The following is a 17,176-nucleotide window of genomic DNA, read 5'->3' on the forward strand; positions in this document are numbered from 1 at the left end:
TTCTAATGAGTTGTTTTGTTGCTTTTCATTATAGATATTATGGAACTTTTTTTCTACAACAAAATAGGCTCCATAATATCCATAGGGGATTTACCCACTACAAATATTATAGAGCCAGAAAAGAAGACTAAGTCTTTTCGATAAAACAATAAACAGCGAGATTGAAGCTCGCTGTTTATTTTATAATTAATCACCCAGTCCTAGACGATCAAAGATATCATCCACTCGTTTGGTGTAATAAACTGGGTTGAAGATTTCATCGATTTCTTCTTGTGTGAGACGTGATGTCACTTCTGGATCTGCTTCAAGAAGTGGTTTAAAGTCTACTTGGTTGTCCCAAGAGTAGGCTGTTTTTGGTTGCACCAAGTCATAGGCTTGCTCACGGGTCATGCCTTTTTCAATCAAGGTCAACATAGCGCGTTGGCTGAAAATCAAACCAAATGTCGAGTTCATGTTGCGGATCATGTTTTCTGGGAAGACTGTCAAGTTTTTGACGATATTTCCAAAACGGTTGAGCATGTAGTCAATCAAAATGGTCGTATCTGGTGTGATGATGCGCTCAGCTGATGAGTGAGAGATATCACGTTCGTGCCAGAGAGCCACGTTCTCATAGGCTGTCACCATGTGACCACGGATAACACGCGCAAGACCAGTCATATTTTCAGAACCGATAGGATTGCGTTTGTGAGGCATTGCTGAAGATCCTTTTTGCCCCTTAGCAAAGAATTCTTCCACTTCGCGTTGTTCTGATTTTTGCAAACCACGAATCTCAGTCGCCATACGCTCGATAGAAGTCGCGATGCTGGCAAGAACCGCAAAGTACTCAGCGTGAAGATCACGAGGAAGCACCTGTGTAGAGATTTCTTGAGCACGGATACCCAATTTGTCGCAGACGTATTGCTCTACGAATGGTGGGATGTTGGCAAAGTTCCCAACCGCACCAGAAATCTTACCAGCTTCCACTCCAGCAGCCGCATGCTCGAAACGCTCGATGTTGCGCTTCATTTCGCTATACCAAGTCGCCAATTTAAGACCAAAGGTTGTAGGCTCAGCGTGCACACCGTGGGTACGCCCCATCATGATGGTGAACTTGTGCTCCTTAGCCTTATCAGCGATGATGTTAGTAAAGTTTTCAAGGTCACGACGGATAATGTCGTTGGCCTGCTTGTAGAGGTAACCGTAAGCCGTATCCACCACGTCAGTTGATGTCAAGCCGTAATGGACCCACTTGCGCTCTTCGCCAAGCGTTTCAGAAACCGCACGCGTGAAAGCCACCACATCGTGGCGAGTCTCCTGCTCAATTTCCAAAATACAGTCGATGTCAAAGTCCGCTTTTTCGCGAATCAAAGCCACATCTTCCTTAGGGATTTCTCCCAACTCAGCCCATGCCTCGTCAGCCAAGATTTCCACCTCAAGCCAAGCACGGTATTTATTTTCTTCACTCCAAATGTTCGCCATCTCAGGGCGAGAGTAACGGTCGATCATATTGTTAATTTTTCCTTTCTTCGTAAGCTGTTGGGAATAAGTTATCTAGGTAAACCAAGATTTCTACTAAAACTCCTCTTTTCCAATAAACACAGATGGATAGTGTAGTAATTCATTGAGATCGGTATCCAATGGTAAATCATAAATTGCTAAATAGTTTTCAGGATATAGAGCAACTAGCTTTTCATATTTAGCCTTTACCTTTTCGTGATCACTGCTAGCAAACAAGACTTCGACAACTGCTCCAGTCTTATCCTTTTCAACAAAAGCGTTAACGATTATTTGTATCATAGACTTGTCCTAAAAATCAATCCCTTTCCCTAACTCATCCACACTATCTGATTCATCACTAAACAAAGTCACATGTCCCATCTTGCGGTTGTGCTTCGCTTCTATTTTACCATACATGTGGAGGTGGGCGCTTGGATTTTCTGTGACATATTTTCCAGCAGCCTCGACGTGTTGGCCGAGTACATTAAGCATAACGGCTGGCGCATGCAGTTTGATAGCTGGCAATGGCGATCCCAGAACGCCTAGAATATGGGTATCAAACTGGGAGAAGTCACAGGCTTCGATTGAGTAGTGTCCTGAATTGTGTGGACGCGGGGCAATCTCATTGACGATAATGTCATCAGCTGTCGCAAACATTTCCACACAGAGAGTTCCAGACAAGTTGAGTTGTTCTGCGATTCGCACTGCCATAGCTTTAGCCTTGTCTGCTAGACTTTCTGAAATGCGAGCAGGCACGATGGTCTTAGACAGGATATTGTTTCGGTGGATATTTTCCTGAACTGGGAAAACCGTCACATCCTTGCCATTTCCTGATACGATGACAGAAATTTCAAGGTCAAAATTGACAAATTCTTCCAAGACACAGTCAGCTGAATCTGCTAGTTCATAGGCTTCTTCCAAGTCTGTTTCTGAGCGAATGACCTTTTGCCCATGCCCATCGTAGCCACCAGTCGCAGTCTTGAGGACATAGTTTTTGGACAGGTCCATATCTGCCAAGTCTCGACTAGAAGTCACAACCTTGTAAGGTGCCACAGTAACTTGAGCCTTGTTTGAGAGAAAGTCCTTTTCAAAGATGCGATTTTGGGAAATGCGAAGCAGGTCTGTCCCTTGTGGAAGTTGCCCATCCTTGATGACAGCATCTAAACCATCTGCATCAACATTTTCGAATTCATAAGTGAGGACATCGCAACGCTCTGCCAGCTGACGAAGAGCATCCACATCGTTATAAGGAGCCACGATGATTTCCGCCACGCGAGAGGCAGGACAATCTGCCGCAGGATCCAGCGCTATAACCTTGTGCCCCATATAGATAGCAGAAATAGCCATCATTTGACCCAGCTGGCCACCACCGATAATTCCAATTGTTTTAGATGAGCTCATTTGTCGACTCCTCTGCGATTTTTCCTTGTTCTTCTGCAAAATCTGCCAAAGCTGTCGCAATAGCTTGATCCTCTACTGACAGGAGACGGAGGGCAAAGAGGGCCGCGTTAGTCGCACCTGCTTCACCGATAGCCATGGTTGCTACAGGAACCCCACCTGGCATCTGAACAATTGAATAGAGCGAATCCACGCCACTAAGGGCACGAGATTTGACTGGCACACCAATGACTGGAAGTGTTGTCTTGGCTGCCACCATCCCTGGCAAATGGGCTGCGCCACCAGCACCTGCGATGATGATCTTGATGCCACGGCTACGAGCTTCTTCAGCATGTTTGAACATGAGGTCAGGTGTGCGGTGGGCAGAGACAACTTTCTTTTCGTAGGCTACACCGAAGCGGTCTAGGACTTCAGCGGTTTTTTGCATGGTTGCCCAGTCGGATTTTGAGCCCATGATAATGGAAATTACTGGTTTAGTCATAACTTTTCCTTTTCTTTCCTTTCTTTTTTCAATCACCTTAAGTTGTGAGGGACGGCAGCAGCCACCAAGGTGTCTCATGCCTAAATCGGAAGCCCAAGGTCTTCCAATTTCCCTGAACGATTGGATTATCCTCCAATCGTTCTTTCACAACGGCGGTGATTGTTCTATATTAGCTCGCTAATGCTCGCAAACCATACGACCATTATCGTGTTTGGCGACTTCGTCGCGTTATTCTTATACTTTTACTTTATAGCCTTGCTTCCGATATCTGTTCGGTAAAAGAGGCCTTCTGTGTTTTGTTGGGAGAGTTCTTGGTAGATGATGTCTTGGGATTCTTTCACAGTATCTGCTGTGGTGACGAGCATATAAACACGTCCACCGTTTGATAGCAGTGCTCTGCTATTTTCCGAAAACTTAGCCCCTGCATAGTAGGTGATGATGTCGCCTTCTGTCTTGGCTGGCAACTTGACACCTTTTTCATAGTCTAGCGGATAACCGTTGGATGCGACAACCACACCCAGAGTCACACCCTTATCGTTCCACGTAATGTTTGGCTCCTTGCCATCGAGAATATCCGTGATATTTTGCGCAAAGTCAGATGTTAAACGAGGCAGGATAATCTGAGTTTCAGGATCTCCAAAACGAGAGTTGAACTCAATGACTTTCGGTCCATCAGCTGTTAAGATAAGACCTGCGTAAAGAACACCAAGATAAGGACGACCTTCTTTGATCATGCCTTCAAGAACTGGCTTGATAATCGTGTCAACTGCTATATCAACCACACTCTGTGGCAAGTGAGGAACTGGCGCATAGGCACCCATACCACCTGTATTAGGTCCCTTATCGCCATCATAGGCACGTTTGTGGTCCTGAGCCGTTGGCATGATGTAGAACTTGTCGCCATTGACAAAGGCAAAGAGAGAGAACTCTTCCCCGTCAAGGAATTCCTCGATGACCACACGCGCACCAGAATCACCGAATTTATTGTCCAATAGCATCTCATGAGCGGCTTCGACCGCTTGCTCAACCGTCTCAGCAACGACGACACCTTTCCCAAGAGCTAATCCGTCTGCCTTGACTACGATAGGCGCACCCTGCTTTTCGATATAGGCCTTGGCTTCCTCGAAATCTGAGAATGTGCCATAGGCTGCTGTCGGAACGCCGTATTTGACCATAATTTCCTTGGCAAAATCCTTGGACCACTCCAACTCCGCTGCCAATCTTGTCGGACCAAAAGCCTTGAGCCCAGCTTTATTAAAATCATCCACAATCCCAGCCGCAAGGGCGTCATCTGGACCGATGAAGGGCCAAGCAATATCGTTGGCCTTTGCAAAGTCAATTAACTTATAATGTTCGGAAATAGAGATATTCACCAATTCCAGACCATCCAGAGTCATTCCGTCATTTCCAGGAGCCACAAAGACTTTTTCAACGTCTTTTGACTCAAACAACTTCTTAGCAATCGCATGTTCACGACCACCCGAACCGACAACTAACAGCTTCATTTCTCAACCTCGCATTTAACAAAAAATTGTTCGTTATTTTTTTACACTATAAATCTATTATATCATATTTGTTCGCGTATTTTGAGATAGGAGAGTGCTTTATTCAAAAAAGGCTCTATAATATTTGTAGTGGGTAAATCCCCTATAGATATTATGGAGCCTATTTTGTTGTAGAAAAAAAGTTCCATAATATCTATAATGAAAAGCAACAAAACAACTCATTAGAAAGATTCATATGGAACAATTACATTTTATCACAAAATTACTAGACATTAAAGACCCTAATATTCAAATTATAGATATCATCAATAGGGATACACTCAGGGAAATCATTGCTAAATTGGACTACGATGCCCCATCTTGTCCTGATTGTGGAAGTCAAATGAAGAAATATGACTTTCAAAAGACTTCTAAAATTCCTTACCTCGAAACAACTGGTATGCCTACTAGAATTCTCCTTAAAAAACGCCGTTTTAAGTGCTATCAGTGCTCTAAAATGACGGTCACTGAGACTCCTCTAGTAAAGAAAAATCATCAAATCCCTCGTATCATTAATCAAAAAATTGCTCAAAAGCTGATTGAAAAGACTTCTTTGACCGATATTGCTCATCAGCTGTCCATTTCAACTTCAACTGTTATTCGCAAGCTCAATGACTTTCACTTTAAACATGATTTTTCTCGCCTTCCACAGATTATGTCCTGAGACGAGTATATCTTTACAAAGGGAAAGATGAGTTTCATTGCGCAAGATTTTGAAAAGCTCAATATCACCGCTGTTCTTGAAGGTAGAACACAAGCTATTATCCGAAATCACTTTCTTAAATATGATAGGGCAGTCCGATGTCGAGTGAAAATCATTACTATGGATATGTTTAGTCCCTACTATGACTTGGCTAGAAAACTTTTTCCGTGTGCTAAAATCGTTCTAGATCGTTTCCATATTGTACAACATCTAAGCCGTGCTATGAGTCGTGTGCGCGTCCAAATCATAAATCAGTTTCATCGAAAGTCTCATGAATACAAGGCTATCAAACGCTACTGGAAACTCATCCAACAGGATAGTCGTAAACTTAGCGATAAACGTTTTTATCGTCCTACTTTTCGTATGCACTTGACCAATAAAGAGATTCTAGACAAGCTTTTGAACTATTCAGAAGACTTGAAACACCACTATCATCTCTACCAGCTCCTGCTTTTTCACTTTCAGAACAAAGAGGCAGACAAATTTTTCGGACTGATTGAGGACAATATAAAGCAGGTTCATCCTCTTTTTCAGACTGTCTTTAAAACCTTTCTAAAGGACAAAGAGAAAATTGTCAATGCCCTTCAACTACCCTATTCAAACGCCAAATTAGAAGCGACCAATAATCTCATCAAACTTATCAAGCGCAATGCCTTTGGTTTTCGGAACTTTGAAAACTTCAAAAAAAGGATTTTTATCGCTCTAAACATCAAAAAAGAAAGGACGAAATTTGTCCTTTCTCGAGCTTAGCTTTTCTTCAACCCACTACAGTTGACAAAGAGCCTCTTTTCTTTTAGTGAGTCCATAGGCTGCTAGTGTAGCCATGAGTCCTGCGACTACTAGTCCTGCAGAATCGTGACTTCCTGTTTCAGGGAGTTGTTGTTCTTCTGCTTTTGCTCTAGTTGGTTGGTTTGGAATTTCTAGTTTAGGTTTTTCTTCAGCAATAGTGGCTTGTCCGTTTTCATCACCCTTGTGAGTTACAGGAGCACCGACTTCAACCACTTGATTTACAACTTCTTTGGTTATCTGGCTATCAAGGATTGTTTCGGTTGTTTTTCCATTTTCAGTAAGGATAGAGATGTAATGAGTTCGTTCACCTTTGACTCCTGCTGTGACAATGTTTTCCTGACCAGCTGGGAGGTTAGGATTTTCTTTCTTAATAACTTCAAATGGGATTTCTTCAGTTCTTGTGATGAGTTCTGGTCTGGTTTCAACATTGGCAGCCACTTCATTTTCATTCAGGCTTCCTGAGTGAGTTGTAGCTGGTTTGAGACCTAAGCGAGCGGCTTTTAGTTTGGTTACAAGTGTGTCAAGCTCAGCTTGTTTATTACGGTTTAGATTGTAATTTAAAGCTGTTTTAGCTGCGTCAAGGACCTCAAGACTTTCTTTACTATATCCTTCTAAGTTTTCAGGAATTTGTGCGATTTCTTTGCGGAGAGCATTATAATTAGCACGGAAGTAGTCTTTGTTGTGGTCTGCAAAGGCAGTCATAAGTTCAAAGATTTCTTCCTCCTTGTACTCAGCGCTTGGTCTATCTGCCCAGATAGCAAGCATACTTCCGACTGTTGGAAGATCTACTTCAGGATATTTGGTAGAAGCTAGTTGATTGAATGGTGTTTTTCCAGTATTCTCAATAGCTTTTTTGAGGAAACCACCACCATCTTCTGGTTTTTGACCGAGAATGTAGTACCAGTCACCGTTGGTATTCAAGAACTTATAACCTTTGCTTGCTAGGTATTGAGGTGATGCGAGGTTGTAGCCCCACCAGCCTTTAGACCAGTAAGAAATCAAGACATCTTTGTCAAACTGAACATCGTCCTTGTCCTCGTAGTAGAAGCCATCGTTGAAGGCCATTGGTTGAAGCCCTCTTTCTTTGGCCATAGCTGCGAGGGTGTTGGCATATTCGGCAAACTTGCCATAGAGTTGATACCATTTGAGGTAGTACCAGCCTTGGGCACTAGTCGCATCGTTAGCGTATTCGTCAGTACCAAAGTTGAAAATCTTTGTTTTACCTGCAAAGAAGTCCATGTATTTACCGATGAGGGCTTTTACAAAGTTCATCGCTTCTTCGTTTCTCAAGTCCATAGTTGTTTTGGAGACTTTGTCAAAGTGGGCTTGAGGATTTTTAATACCCAATTTTTCCATGGCAACCAGCATAGCATCCATGTGACCTGGGCTGTTGATAGCTGGGATGAGACCGATACCCTTAGATTTAGCGTATTCAATTAGTTCTGTCACTTCTGCCTGTGTAAGCGCAGTCCCATTTGGATCGTCGTAGTAAGCTTTTGTTCCTTGGATGATGGCATTTTTGACATCATCACTTGAATAGGTTTTTCCGTTAGCAGTGATGGTCATATCATCGAGTAAGAATCGAAGTCCGTCATTTCCTAGAAGGAGATGGACGTCAGAATATCCGAGCTCACTGGCCTTATCTACGATGCGTTTGAGTTGGTCAAGAGTAAAGTATTTGCGTCCAGCATCGATTGAAATCACCTTGTTTTTAGCAAGTTTTTCAACCTCACGTTTAGCATCTTCTTCTTTTTGAGCTTCTGGTGTGAAGGTCAAATTGCTGACTGCTTCTTGAAGTTTTGCAATTGCTTGGTCAATCGTGTCTTGTTGAGCACGGCTGAGGTTGCTATCAAGTGAACGGATGGCTTTTGCCGCTTCGTTAACTGCTGCGACACTTTCTGTAGTATAACGGTTAAGGTCTTTTGGTACCTCGTTAAGTGCTTGTTCTGCAGAATCATAATCAGCTGCGAAGTATTCAGCATTAGAATTTGCGAATTGACGCATGAGTTTGAAGAGGCGTGACGGTGAATAACGTGCAGATGGGGTGTCAGCCCAAGCAGCTACCATACCACCGATGAATGGAATAGTTGCTCCGTCGGATTTTGGTACTGAAGTGATTGGAGTGTTCTTGATACCGTTTAATCCTTGATCAAGGTTGTACCAACCTTGGCCATCTGCATTTCGCCCAAGAACATAGTACCAAGCATCGTTAGTATTTAGGATTTGGTGACCTTTTTCTACTAGAAGTTTAGAAGAAGCGACGTCGTAACCTCCCCAACCACCAGTCCACATTGAAACGATGATATCTTTGTCAAAAGTTCCGAAGCTAGTATCACTATTGTAGTAAATACCATCATTGAAGGCCATTGGTTTGAGACCGTGTGATTTTACAATACGAGCTAGGTCATTGGCGTAGGCAATAAATTTTTCATATCCTTTTACAGGATAGCCTTCGTTTGGATAGTATTTATCAGCTTGAAGAACGCTCCAACCTTTAGCGTTTGTTGCATCATTGGCATATTCATCAAGTCCGATGTTGAAGATTTCAGTCTTTTTCGCGAAATAAGCAGCATACTTGTCGATAAGGGCTTTTGTAAAAGCGACCGCTTGTTCGTTGTCAAGATCTACGGTACGAGCTGATTCCTTCCCAAAATAGCTAAAGTTAGGGTTTTGTATTCCCAATTCTTTCATGGCATTGAGGATCGCATCCATGTGACCAGGACTATTTACTGTCGGAATGAGACCGATGCCTTTATCTTTGGCATAGTTAATCAGATCTGTCATTTGACTTTCTGTTAAGTGATTGCCGTTGGGATCGTTGTAATAATCATTCGTACCTTTTTCAATGGCACGTTTGACATCGTCACTGGCATAGGTCTTGCCGTTAGCTGTGATGCTCATATCGTCCAACATGAAGCGGAGTCCATCATTTCCAACTAATAGGTGTAAATCAGTGTAGCCATAATGTTTCGCTTTGTCAATGATTTCCTTGAGTTGTTCTGGTGAGAAATATTTACGTCCAGCATCAATAGAAACAATTTTCTTTTTTGCTAGTTTTTCATTAGTTTGAGTGGCACGTTCAGTAGTCGGAGAGAGTACAGCAGGAGTAGCAGGCTCGTTTTTCTTCTCAGTATTGGCACTCTCTGTGCTTTTTTCCACTTGAGTTGTGTTTTCTGATTCCGTAGTAGGGGCTGGGCTGGCATGTTCTGTTACTACCGGTACTACCGCATTGTCTGTTTTTGGAATAACTGTGTTAACAGTATCTTTTTCAGTTTTAACTTCCTCTTTTATAGTTTTATCAGCTTGTTTTACAAGTTTTTCTTCTTTATCTTGAATTGGTGCTTCTGATGCTTGTGGGCTATCCGGCACAGCTTGCAAAGTTTCAGTAGCTTTTGGTACTGGTGTGAGTCCATCTGCAGATACGACTTGCGCACTGAAGGTAAATCCTATCAGTACAGAAGCTGCTCCGACTGCATACTTGCGGATTGAGAAACGCTGTTTCTTGTCTAGTTTCATGATAAAACCTCCTTGATACAACTATTTTGATAACGTTTACATAAAACCAATTTAATTTTATTATCTATATAGTAAAAAGTCAAGTAGGTTTATATAAGAACTATAATAAATGGAGGAAATCATAAGATTTTGGAAATGACAACTTATATAAGAAGGTAAAATTAAGGAAAAATCAGTGATTTTTAACTTGTTTTTAGTAAAAGTTCTACAAATTAAATAAAGATATTTAATAGCGTTTTCATAGTCGCTTTTTCGTGCTATAATATATATAGAAAAAGCCTGAGCAAGGCTCAAGCTTTTTCTTAGTGACCACGGTTACATGAAATGAATTTGATTTTGTAGTAATCTGCTCGTTTATATGTTTCGCTGTAAGCGAGAACTTGACCAGTAGACTCTAGTTTAGTAGTCTTGGTTTGTAAAACGGTTGGGAATTGTTCATCGACTCCGAGGACCGAAGCCACATGTTCTGGAGTTGGAAATGCTATTTCATTGATTTCTTCAAAATGTTCATCATTCATGTGAATGTGGTAATCCAATTTGAAACGGTTATAGATAGAGCTATAATATTCAAGATTTGGATAATTTGCGTTGACGTATTGTTCTGGGATGTAAGATGTATGGTAGATGTACACAACACCACCTGTTTCGCGTACGCGTTCAATCTTGTAGTAGAACTGATCTCCGCGTAGTCCAAGTTTTTCTAAGTAGCTTAGTTTGTTTCCACGCTCAATAGAAAGGACGGTAACTTTATCATCTTTAGTTTCAAAAACTTCTACATCTGAAAACTCTACGAGTTTATGTTTGCGTGCGCGTGAAACGAATGTACCCTTTCCTTGTTGACGGACAATATAGCCATCCTTGGCAAGGTCGTTTAAGGCGCGGACAACTGTGATAGAACTCACATCATACATTGCAATCAATTCAGCTTCAGTGTAGAATTTATCTCCACTGGCAAATTGACCAGAAATGATTTTGTTCTTTAACTCATCTTTAATATATTGATACTTTGGAATTGCCATATTTTCACCTCGATTTTCCTTCTCAGTTAAAGATTTTACCATAAAACTGGAAAGAATAGTAGCCTTTTGAATAAAAAAATTAGAATAATAGGCTATAAGGTTAATTTACATAGAAATTAATAGAATTTCTTACATCTTTATACATGTCAATTAAGATGAAATTATTTCTTGAGATAGTAAGGTTTTATAAGTTTTTTTGTAAAAATTAGTAAAAATGAAAAAAATCGTGAAAACCTATTGACAAATGTAAGATATTGAGTTATATTTACTATATCAACAAATGAAAGCGTAAACTTTAGTTGTCAGAAGGTAAGAATATGACACGATTTGAGATACGGGATGATTTTTATCTCGATGGAAAATCATTTAAGATTTTATCTGGCGCCATTCATTATTTTAGGGTTCCTCCAGAAGATTGGTATCATTCGCTCTATAACTTGAAGGCTCTTGGTTTTAATACAGTAGAGACTTATGTGGCCTGGAATTTACACGAGCCTCGTGAGGGTGAGTTTCACTTTGAAGGAGCTCTGGATTTGGAGCGATTTCTCCAAACGGCACAAGATTTGGGTCTCTACGCTATCGTTCGTCCGTCGCCCTTCATCTGTGCGGAGTGGGAATTCGGTGGCTTACCAGCTTGGCTCTTAACCAAAGATATGAGGATTCGTTCCTCAGACCCAGCCTATATTGAGGCTGTCGGTCACTACTATGACCAGCTCTTGGCACGGTTGGTTCCACATTTGTTGGACAAGGGTGGCAATATCCTCATGATGCAGGTTGAAAATGAGTATGGTTCTTATGGCGAGGATAAGGCTTACCTGAGAGCCATTCGACAGTTGATGGAAGAGCGTGGCGTAACCTGTCCTCTCTTTACATCAGATGGTCCATGGAGAGCTACTCTGAAAGCTGGAACTTTGATCGAAGATGACCTCTTTGTAACAGGAAACTTTGGTTCTAAAGCTCCGTACAACTTTTCACAGATGCAGGAATTCTTTGATGAACATGGCAAGAAATGGCCGCTCATGTGTATGGAGTTCTGGGATGGCTGGTTCAATCGTTGGAAAGAGCCGATTATCACACGGGATCCGAAAGAGTTGGCAGATGCAGTTCGAGAGGTTTTGGAACAAGGCTCTATCAATCTCTACATGTTCCATGGTGGTACAAACTTTGGTTTCATGAATGGTTGCTCAGCTCGAGGGACTTTGGACCTGCCACAAGTTACATCTTATGATTACGATGCCCTTCTGGATGAAGAAGGAAATCCAACTGCCAAATATTTGGCAGTCAAGAAGATGATGGCAACACATTTCCCAGAGTATCCCCAGTTGGAACCACTCTACAAAGAGAGTATGGAGTTGGATGCTATTCCACTAGTTGAAAAAGTTTCCTTGTTTGAAACCTTGGATAGCTTGTCAAGTCCTGTAGAAAGCCTCTATCCTAAAAAGATGGAGGAGTTGGGACAAAGTTATGGCTACCTACTCTATCGAACAGAAACAAACTGGGATGCAGAAGAAGAAAGACTTCGTATCATTGACGGTCGAGATAGAGCTCAGCTTTATGTCGATGGTCAGTGGGTCGAAACCCAATATCAGACAGAGATTGGGGAAGATATTTTTTATCAAGGCGAAAAGAAAGCGCTGTCTAGATTGGATATCTTGGTAGAAAATATGGGGCGTGTTAACTATGGACATAAGTTCTTAGCAGATACGCAACGTAAGGGAATTCGGACAGGGGTTTGTAAGGATTTGCACTTCTTACTGAACTGGAAACACTATCCACTCCCACTAGATAATCCTGAGAAAATTGATTTTTCAAAAGGATGGACAGAAGGACAACCAGCCTTTTACGCTTATGACTTTACAGTCGAGGAGCCGAAAGATACTTACCTAGACTTGTCTGAGTTTGGTAAGGGGGTTGCCTTTGTCAATGGGCAGCATCTAGGACGTTTTTGGAACGTTGGCCCAACACTCTCGCTTTATATTCCGCATAGCTATCTCAAGGAAGGTGCCAACCGCATCATTATCTTTGAAACAGAAGGTGAATATAAAGAAGAAATTTATTTAACTCGTAAACCTACACTAAAACATATAAAGGGGGAAAACTTATGACAATTGTAGGATGCCGTATCGATGGACGTTTGATCCACGGACAAGTAGCCAATCTTTGGGCTGGAAAACTAAATGTTTCACGTATTATGGTTGTAGATGACGAAGTTGTCAACAACGACGTTGAAAAGAGTGGTTTGAAACTCGCGACACCACCAGGTGTGAAATTGAGTATTTTGCCAATTGAAAAAGCGGCAGCCAATATTCTTGCTGGTAAATATGATAGCCAACGTCTCTTTATCGTGGCTCGTAAACCAGACCGCTTCCTTGGTTTGGTAGAAGCAGGTGTACCACTTGAAACCCTTAATGTTGGGAATATGTCTCAAACACCAGAAACTCGCCCCATCACACGTTCTATCAACGTAGTGGACAAGGATGTGGAAGATTTCCATAAACTGGCAGAAAAAGGTGTTAAACTTACTGCTCAAATGGTTCCAAATGATCCAATTTCAGACTTTTTGAGCTTATTAAAATAGGAAAAAATTTTTAGGAGGTCATTGTTATGATACAATGGTGGCAAATTTTACTTCTCACTTTGTACTCAGCTTATCAAATCTGTGATGAGTTGACGATCGTTTCATCTGCAGGTTCCCCTGTATTTGCTGGTTTCATTACTGGTTTAATTATGGGAGATGTGACTACTGGTCTGCTTATCGGTGGTAACTTGCAACTGTTCGTTCTTGGGGTTGGTACCTTCGGTGGTGCTTCTCGTATCGACGCAACTTCTGGTGCGGTTCTTGCGACAGCCTTCTCTGTTTCACAAGGAATTGATGCATCACTGGCGATTACAACAATCGCTGTGCCAGTAGCAGCTCTCTTGACTTACTTCGACGTTCTTGGACGTATGACAACTACTTTCTTCGCTCACCGTGTGGATGCTGCAATCGAACGCTTTGACTATAAAGGTATTGAACGCAACTACTTGCTTGGTGCGATTCCTTGGGCTCTATCTCGTGCCCTTCCAGTCTTCTTTGCCCTTGCTTTTGGTGGTGCCTTCGTACAATCAGTGGTAGACTTCGTTGAAGCCTACAAATGGGTTGCAGATGGCTTGACACTTGCAGGACGTATGCTTCCAGGTCTTGGATTTGCAATCTTGCTTCGTTACCTTCCAGTTAAACGTAACCTTCACTACCTTGCTATGGGATTTGGTTTGACAGCTATGTTGACTGTTCTTTACTCATATGTAACAGGTCTTGGTGGCGCTGTTGCAGGTATTATCGGTACTCTACCTAAAGATGTTGCTGAAAAAATTGGTTTCGTGAACAACTTCAAAGGATTGTCTATGATTGGTATCTCTATCGTAGGTATCTTCTTAGCAGTGCTTCACTTCAAAAATAGCCAAAAAGTAGCTGTAGCAGCACCTTCTACACCATCAGAAAGTGGGGAAATCGAAGATGACGAATTCTAATTACAAACTTACAAAAGAAGATTTTAATCAAATCAACAAACGTAGCTTGTTTACTTTCCAATTGGGTTGGAACTATGAACGTATGCAAGCTTCTGGTTACCTTTACATGATCCTGCCTCAGTTGCGTAAAATGTATGGGGATGGCACTCCTGAATTGAAAGAAATGATGAAAGTTCATACTCAATTCTTCAATACTTCACCATTCTTCCACACTATTATCGCTGGTTTTGACCTTGCCATGGAAGAAAAAGATGGTGTGGGTGCAAAAGACGCCGTTAACGGTATCAAGACAGGTTTGATGGGACCATTCGCTCCTCTTGGAGATACAATCTTTGGTTCACTTGTACCTGCTATCATGGGGTCAGTCGCAGCAACTATGGCTATCGCTGGCCAACCTTGGGGTATCTTCCTTTGGATTGCAGTTGCAGTAGCTTATGACATCTTCCGTTGGAAACAGTTGGAATTTGCCTACAAAGAAGGGGTTAACCTTATCAACAACATGCAAAGTACATTGACAGCTTTGATTGACGCTGCATCTGTACTGGGTGTCTTCATGATGGGTGCTCTTGTAGCAACAATGATCAACTTTGAAATTTCTTACAAGTTGCCAATCGGTGAAAAGATGATTGATTTCCAAGACATCTTGAACCAAATCTTCCCACGTTTGCTTCCAGCAATCTTTACTGCCTTTATCTTCTGGTTGCTTGGTAAGAAAGGTATGACTTCTACTAAAGCTATCGGTATCATTATCGCTCTTGCAGTAGGTCTTTCTGCCTTTGGTAAATTTGTACTTGGAATGGGCGCATAATTTATGGCTAAATCATTAATTTTGGTGAGTCATGGTCGCTTCTGTGAAGAACTTAAAGGTAGCACTGAAATGATTATGGGGCCACAAGACAATATTTACACAGTAGCTCTTCTTCCAGAAGATGGGCCAGAAGAATTTACTGCAAAATTTGAAGCTGCTATTGAAGGTTTGGATGATTTCCTAGTCTTTGCGGATCTTCTCGGTGGAACACCATGTAACGTGGTAAGCCGTTTGATTATGGAAGGTCGTGACATCGAACTTTACGCAGGGATGAATCTTCCAATGGTGATTGAATTTATCAATGCGAGCCTTACAGGCGCAGATGCGGACTATAAGAACCGTGCTGCAGAAAGCATTGTTAAGGTCAATGATTTATTAGCGGACTTCGATGATGACGAAGATGAATAATACTCTTCGAAAATCTCTTTAAACCATACTAGTGTCGCCTTGCCGTAGGTATATGTTACTGACTTCGTCAGTTCTATCTGAAACCTCAAAACAGTGTTTTGAGCTGACTTCGTCAGTTCTATCTACAACCTCAAAGCAGTGCTTTGAGCAGCCTGCGGCTAGTTTCCTAGTTTGCTCTTTGATTTTCATTGAGTATACGATGTGACAACGTGAAAATCGTTAGAGCATTTTATATAGAATATACATGGGAATGGGGCTTACTCCCATTCCCATATTTAATAGAAAAAGAGGAACTCAATGCTACATTATACAAAAGAAGACTTGCTCGAATTGGGTGCAGAAATCACTACACGTGAAATCTACCAACAGCCTGATGTATGGAAAGAAGCTTTTGAATCTTATCAAGCAAAACGTGAAGAAATTGCAGCCTTCCTGCAAGAGATTGCGGATAAACATGATTATATCAAGGTTATTTTGACAGGTGCGGGGACTTCTGCTTATGTGGGAGATACCTTGGTACCTTACTTTAAGGAAGTCTATGACGAACGCAAATGGAATTTCAATGCTATTGCGACAACAGATATCGTTGCCAATCCAGAAACTTATTTGAAAAAAGATGTGGCGACTGTCCTTGTATCTTTTGCTCGTAGTGGGAACTCGCCTGAAAGTGTGGCGACTGTTGATTTGGCTAAAGCCTTGGTGGATGAGCTTTACCAAGTGACGATTACTTGCGCAGCAGATGGTAAATTGGCTCTTCAAGCTCATGGAGATGACCGCAATCTCTTGCTTTTGCAACCAGCTGCTTCTAATGATGCTGGCTTTGCCATGACCTCTAGCTTTACGTCTATGATGTTGACAGCTCTCTTAGTCTTTGATCCTACAGAATTTGCTGTTAAGTCTGAACGTTTTGAAGTTGTATCTAGTCTTGCCCGTAAAGTTCTAGACAATGCAGAAGATGTCAAAGAACTTGTTGACCTAGACTTTAACCGTGTCATCTATCTAGGCGCTGGTCCTTTCTTTGGCCTTGCTCATGAAGCTCAGCTCAAGATTTTGGAATTGACAGCTGGCCAAGTGGCGACCATGTATGAAAGCCCAGTCGGCTTCCGTCACGGTCCAAAATCTCTTATCAACGAAGATACAGTTGTTTTGGTCTTTGGTACAACAACAGACTACACTCGCAAGTACGACTTGGACTTGGTTCGTGAAGTTGCTGGTGATCACATTGCTCGCCGTGTTGTGCTTTTGAGTGATCAAGCCTTTGGTCTTGAAAATGTCAAAGAAGTGGCCCTTGGTTGTGGCGGTGTCTTGAATGATATTTACCGTGTCTTCCCTTACATCGTTTATGCCCAACTCTTTGCCCTATTGACTTCACTCAAGGTAGAAAATAAACCAGATACACCGTCTCCTACAGGTACAGTAAACCGTGTGGTACAAGGTGTTATCATCCACGAATATCAAAAGTGATACTGCGTTTATAGATTCTTGATAAAGGGGTTTGTAAATCATACAAGTAAACCATAGATT

General features: G+C 41.8%; 13 protein-coding genes and 2 pseudogenes. 7 read left to right on the plus strand and 8 right to left on the minus strand.

What is annotated here, in order from left to right; all coding sequences use genetic code 11:
- Positions 1-186 precede the first annotated feature (186 nt).
- The 6 genes and pseudogenes from purB to purD all read right to left on the minus strand — a co-directional run bounded on the left by purB (position 187) and on the right by purD (position 4,860).
- Positions 187-1,485 carry an adenylosuccinate lyase gene (gene purB / locus ACLV7W_RS00305; protein ID WP_153210061.1) on the minus strand — a complete coding sequence of 433 codons (1,299 nt, stop codon included), beginning with the start codon at positions 1,483-1,485 and terminating at the stop codon, positions 187-189.
- A 66-nt stretch (positions 1,486-1,551) separates the two neighbouring features.
- Positions 1,552-1,776: a phosphoribosylaminoimidazole carboxylase gene (locus ACLV7W_RS00310; RefSeq protein WP_411865231.1), complete on the minus strand. Its 225-nt coding sequence runs from the start codon at positions 1,774-1,776 to the stop codon at positions 1,552-1,554.
- A gap of 9 nt (positions 1,777-1,785) precedes the next feature.
- Positions 1,786-2,877: a 5-(carboxyamino)imidazole ribonucleotide synthase gene (purK, locus tag ACLV7W_RS00315; RefSeq protein ID WP_411865232.1), complete on the minus strand. Its 1,092-nt coding sequence runs from the start codon at positions 2,875-2,877 to the stop codon at positions 1,786-1,788.
- Positions 2,864-3,355 (minus strand): 5-(carboxyamino)imidazole ribonucleotide mutase, encoded by a 492-nt coding sequence (gene purE / locus ACLV7W_RS00320; protein ID WP_411865233.1) that lies wholly within the window; start codon positions 3,353-3,355, stop codon positions 2,864-2,866. Before purE ends, purK begins: the two co-directional genes overlap by 14 nt.
- Positions 3,356-3,387: 32 nt before the next feature.
- Positions 3,388-3,503, minus strand: a pseudogene (locus tag ACLV7W_RS00325) (phosphoribosylaminoimidazole carboxylase).
- Between the two features lie 94 nt (positions 3,504-3,597).
- Positions 3,598-4,860, minus strand: coding sequence for a phosphoribosylamine--glycine ligase (purD, locus tag ACLV7W_RS00330; RefSeq protein ID WP_153210064.1), 1,263 nt, complete (start codon positions 4,858-4,860; stop codon positions 3,598-3,600).
- A 235-nt stretch (positions 4,861-5,095) separates the two neighbouring features.
- Here purD and ACLV7W_RS00335 point away from each other — a divergent pair.
- Positions 5,096-6,352: pseudogene (locus ACLV7W_RS00335) on the plus strand (ISL3 family transposase).
- A gap of 15 nt (positions 6,353-6,367) precedes the next feature.
- Here the strand turns inward: ACLV7W_RS00335 and strH are convergent.
- Both strH and ACLV7W_RS00345 read right to left on the minus strand, forming a co-directional pair.
- Positions 6,368-9,907 (minus strand): LPXTG-anchored beta-N-acetylhexosaminidase StrH, encoded by a 3,540-nt coding sequence (strH, locus tag ACLV7W_RS00340; RefSeq protein ID WP_153210059.1) that lies wholly within the window; start codon positions 9,905-9,907, stop codon positions 6,368-6,370.
- 302 nt (positions 9,908-10,209) lie between these two features.
- The gene (locus ACLV7W_RS00345) at positions 10,210-10,968 is read right to left on the minus strand and encodes a GntR family transcriptional regulator (RefSeq protein WP_411865234.1); all 759 of its coding nucleotides are present in this window, start codon (positions 10,966-10,968) and stop codon (positions 10,210-10,212) included.
- Between the two features lie 275 nt (positions 10,969-11,243).
- Between ACLV7W_RS00345 and ACLV7W_RS00350 the strand changes: the two genes are divergently transcribed.
- The 6 genes from ACLV7W_RS00350 to ACLV7W_RS00375 all read left to right on the plus strand — a co-directional run bounded on the left by ACLV7W_RS00350 (position 11,244) and on the right by ACLV7W_RS00375 (position 17,116).
- Positions 11,244-13,031 carry a glycoside hydrolase family 35 protein gene (locus tag ACLV7W_RS00350; RefSeq protein ID WP_411865235.1) on the plus strand — a complete coding sequence of 596 codons (1,788 nt, stop codon included), beginning with the start codon at positions 11,244-11,246 and terminating at the stop codon, positions 13,029-13,031.
- Positions 13,028-13,504: a PTS sugar transporter subunit IIB gene (locus tag ACLV7W_RS00355; RefSeq protein WP_000156972.1), complete on the plus strand. Its 477-nt coding sequence runs from the start codon at positions 13,028-13,030 to the stop codon at positions 13,502-13,504. The genes ACLV7W_RS00350 and ACLV7W_RS00355 overlap by 4 nt, the downstream gene beginning before the upstream one ends.
- Positions 13,505-13,530: 26 nt before the next feature.
- Positions 13,531-14,436 carry a PTS mannose/fructose/sorbose/N-acetylgalactosamine transporter subunit IIC gene (locus ACLV7W_RS00360; RefSeq protein WP_000617009.1) on the plus strand — a complete coding sequence of 302 codons (906 nt, stop codon included), beginning with the start codon at positions 13,531-13,533 and terminating at the stop codon, positions 14,434-14,436.
- Positions 14,423-15,244, plus strand: coding sequence for a PTS system mannose/fructose/sorbose family transporter subunit IID (locus ACLV7W_RS00365; RefSeq protein ID WP_049544562.1), 822 nt, complete (start codon positions 14,423-14,425; stop codon positions 15,242-15,244). Before ACLV7W_RS00360 ends, ACLV7W_RS00365 begins: the two co-directional genes overlap by 14 nt.
- Before the next feature lie 3 nt (positions 15,245-15,247).
- On the plus strand, positions 15,248-15,652 hold the full coding sequence (locus tag ACLV7W_RS00370; RefSeq protein WP_261088143.1) for a PTS sugar transporter subunit IIA: 405 nt from the start codon (positions 15,248-15,250) through the stop codon (positions 15,650-15,652).
- A gap of 297 nt (positions 15,653-15,949) precedes the next feature.
- Complete coding sequence (locus ACLV7W_RS00375; RefSeq protein ID WP_411865236.1) at positions 15,950-17,116, plus strand: SIS domain-containing protein; 1,167 nt, start codon at positions 15,950-15,952, stop codon at positions 17,114-17,116.
- Positions 17,117-17,176: the final 60 nt, after the last annotated feature.

The organism is Streptococcus mitis, from assembly GCF_965111735.1.
GTDB lineage: Bacteria > Bacillota > Bacilli > Lactobacillales > Streptococcaceae > Streptococcus > Streptococcus mitis_DR.

Bases quoted from the DNA above. Each gene is read 5' to 3' on its own strand.
- purB (WP_153210061.1), bottom strand. From the start codon at position 1,485: ATGATCGACCGTTACTCTCGCCCTGAGATGGCGAACATTTGGAGTGAA.
- ACLV7W_RS00310 (WP_411865231.1), bottom strand. From the start codon at position 1,776: ATGATACAAATAATCGTTAACGCTTTTGTTGAAAAGGATAAGACTGGA.
- purK (WP_411865232.1), bottom strand. From the start codon at position 2,877: ATGAGCTCATCTAAAACAATTGGAATTATCGGTGGTGGCCAGCTGGGT.
- purE (WP_411865233.1), bottom strand. From the start codon at position 3,355: ATGACTAAACCAGTAATTTCCATTATCATGGGCTCAAAATCCGACTGG.
- purD (WP_153210064.1), bottom strand. From the start codon at position 4,860: ATGAAGCTGTTAGTTGTCGGTTCGGGTGGTCGTGAACATGCGATTGCT.
- strH (WP_153210059.1), bottom strand. From the start codon at position 9,907: ATGAAACTAGACAAGAAACAGCGTTTCTCAATCCGCAAGTATGCAGTC.
- ACLV7W_RS00345 (WP_411865234.1), bottom strand. From the start codon at position 10,968: ATGGTAAAATCTTTAACTGAGAAGGAAAATCGAGGTGAAAATATGGCA.
- ACLV7W_RS00350 (WP_411865235.1), top strand. From the start codon at position 11,244: ATGACACGATTTGAGATACGGGATGATTTTTATCTCGATGGAAAATCA.
- ACLV7W_RS00355 (WP_000156972.1), top strand. From the start codon at position 13,028: ATGACAATTGTAGGATGCCGTATCGATGGACGTTTGATCCACGGACAA.
- ACLV7W_RS00360 (WP_000617009.1), top strand. From the start codon at position 13,531: ATGATACAATGGTGGCAAATTTTACTTCTCACTTTGTACTCAGCTTAT.
- ACLV7W_RS00365 (WP_049544562.1), top strand. From the start codon at position 14,423: ATGACGAATTCTAATTACAAACTTACAAAAGAAGATTTTAATCAAATC.
- ACLV7W_RS00370 (WP_261088143.1), top strand. From the start codon at position 15,248: ATGGCTAAATCATTAATTTTGGTGAGTCATGGTCGCTTCTGTGAAGAA.
- ACLV7W_RS00375 (WP_411865236.1), top strand. From the start codon at position 15,950: ATGCTACATTATACAAAAGAAGACTTGCTCGAATTGGGTGCAGAAATC.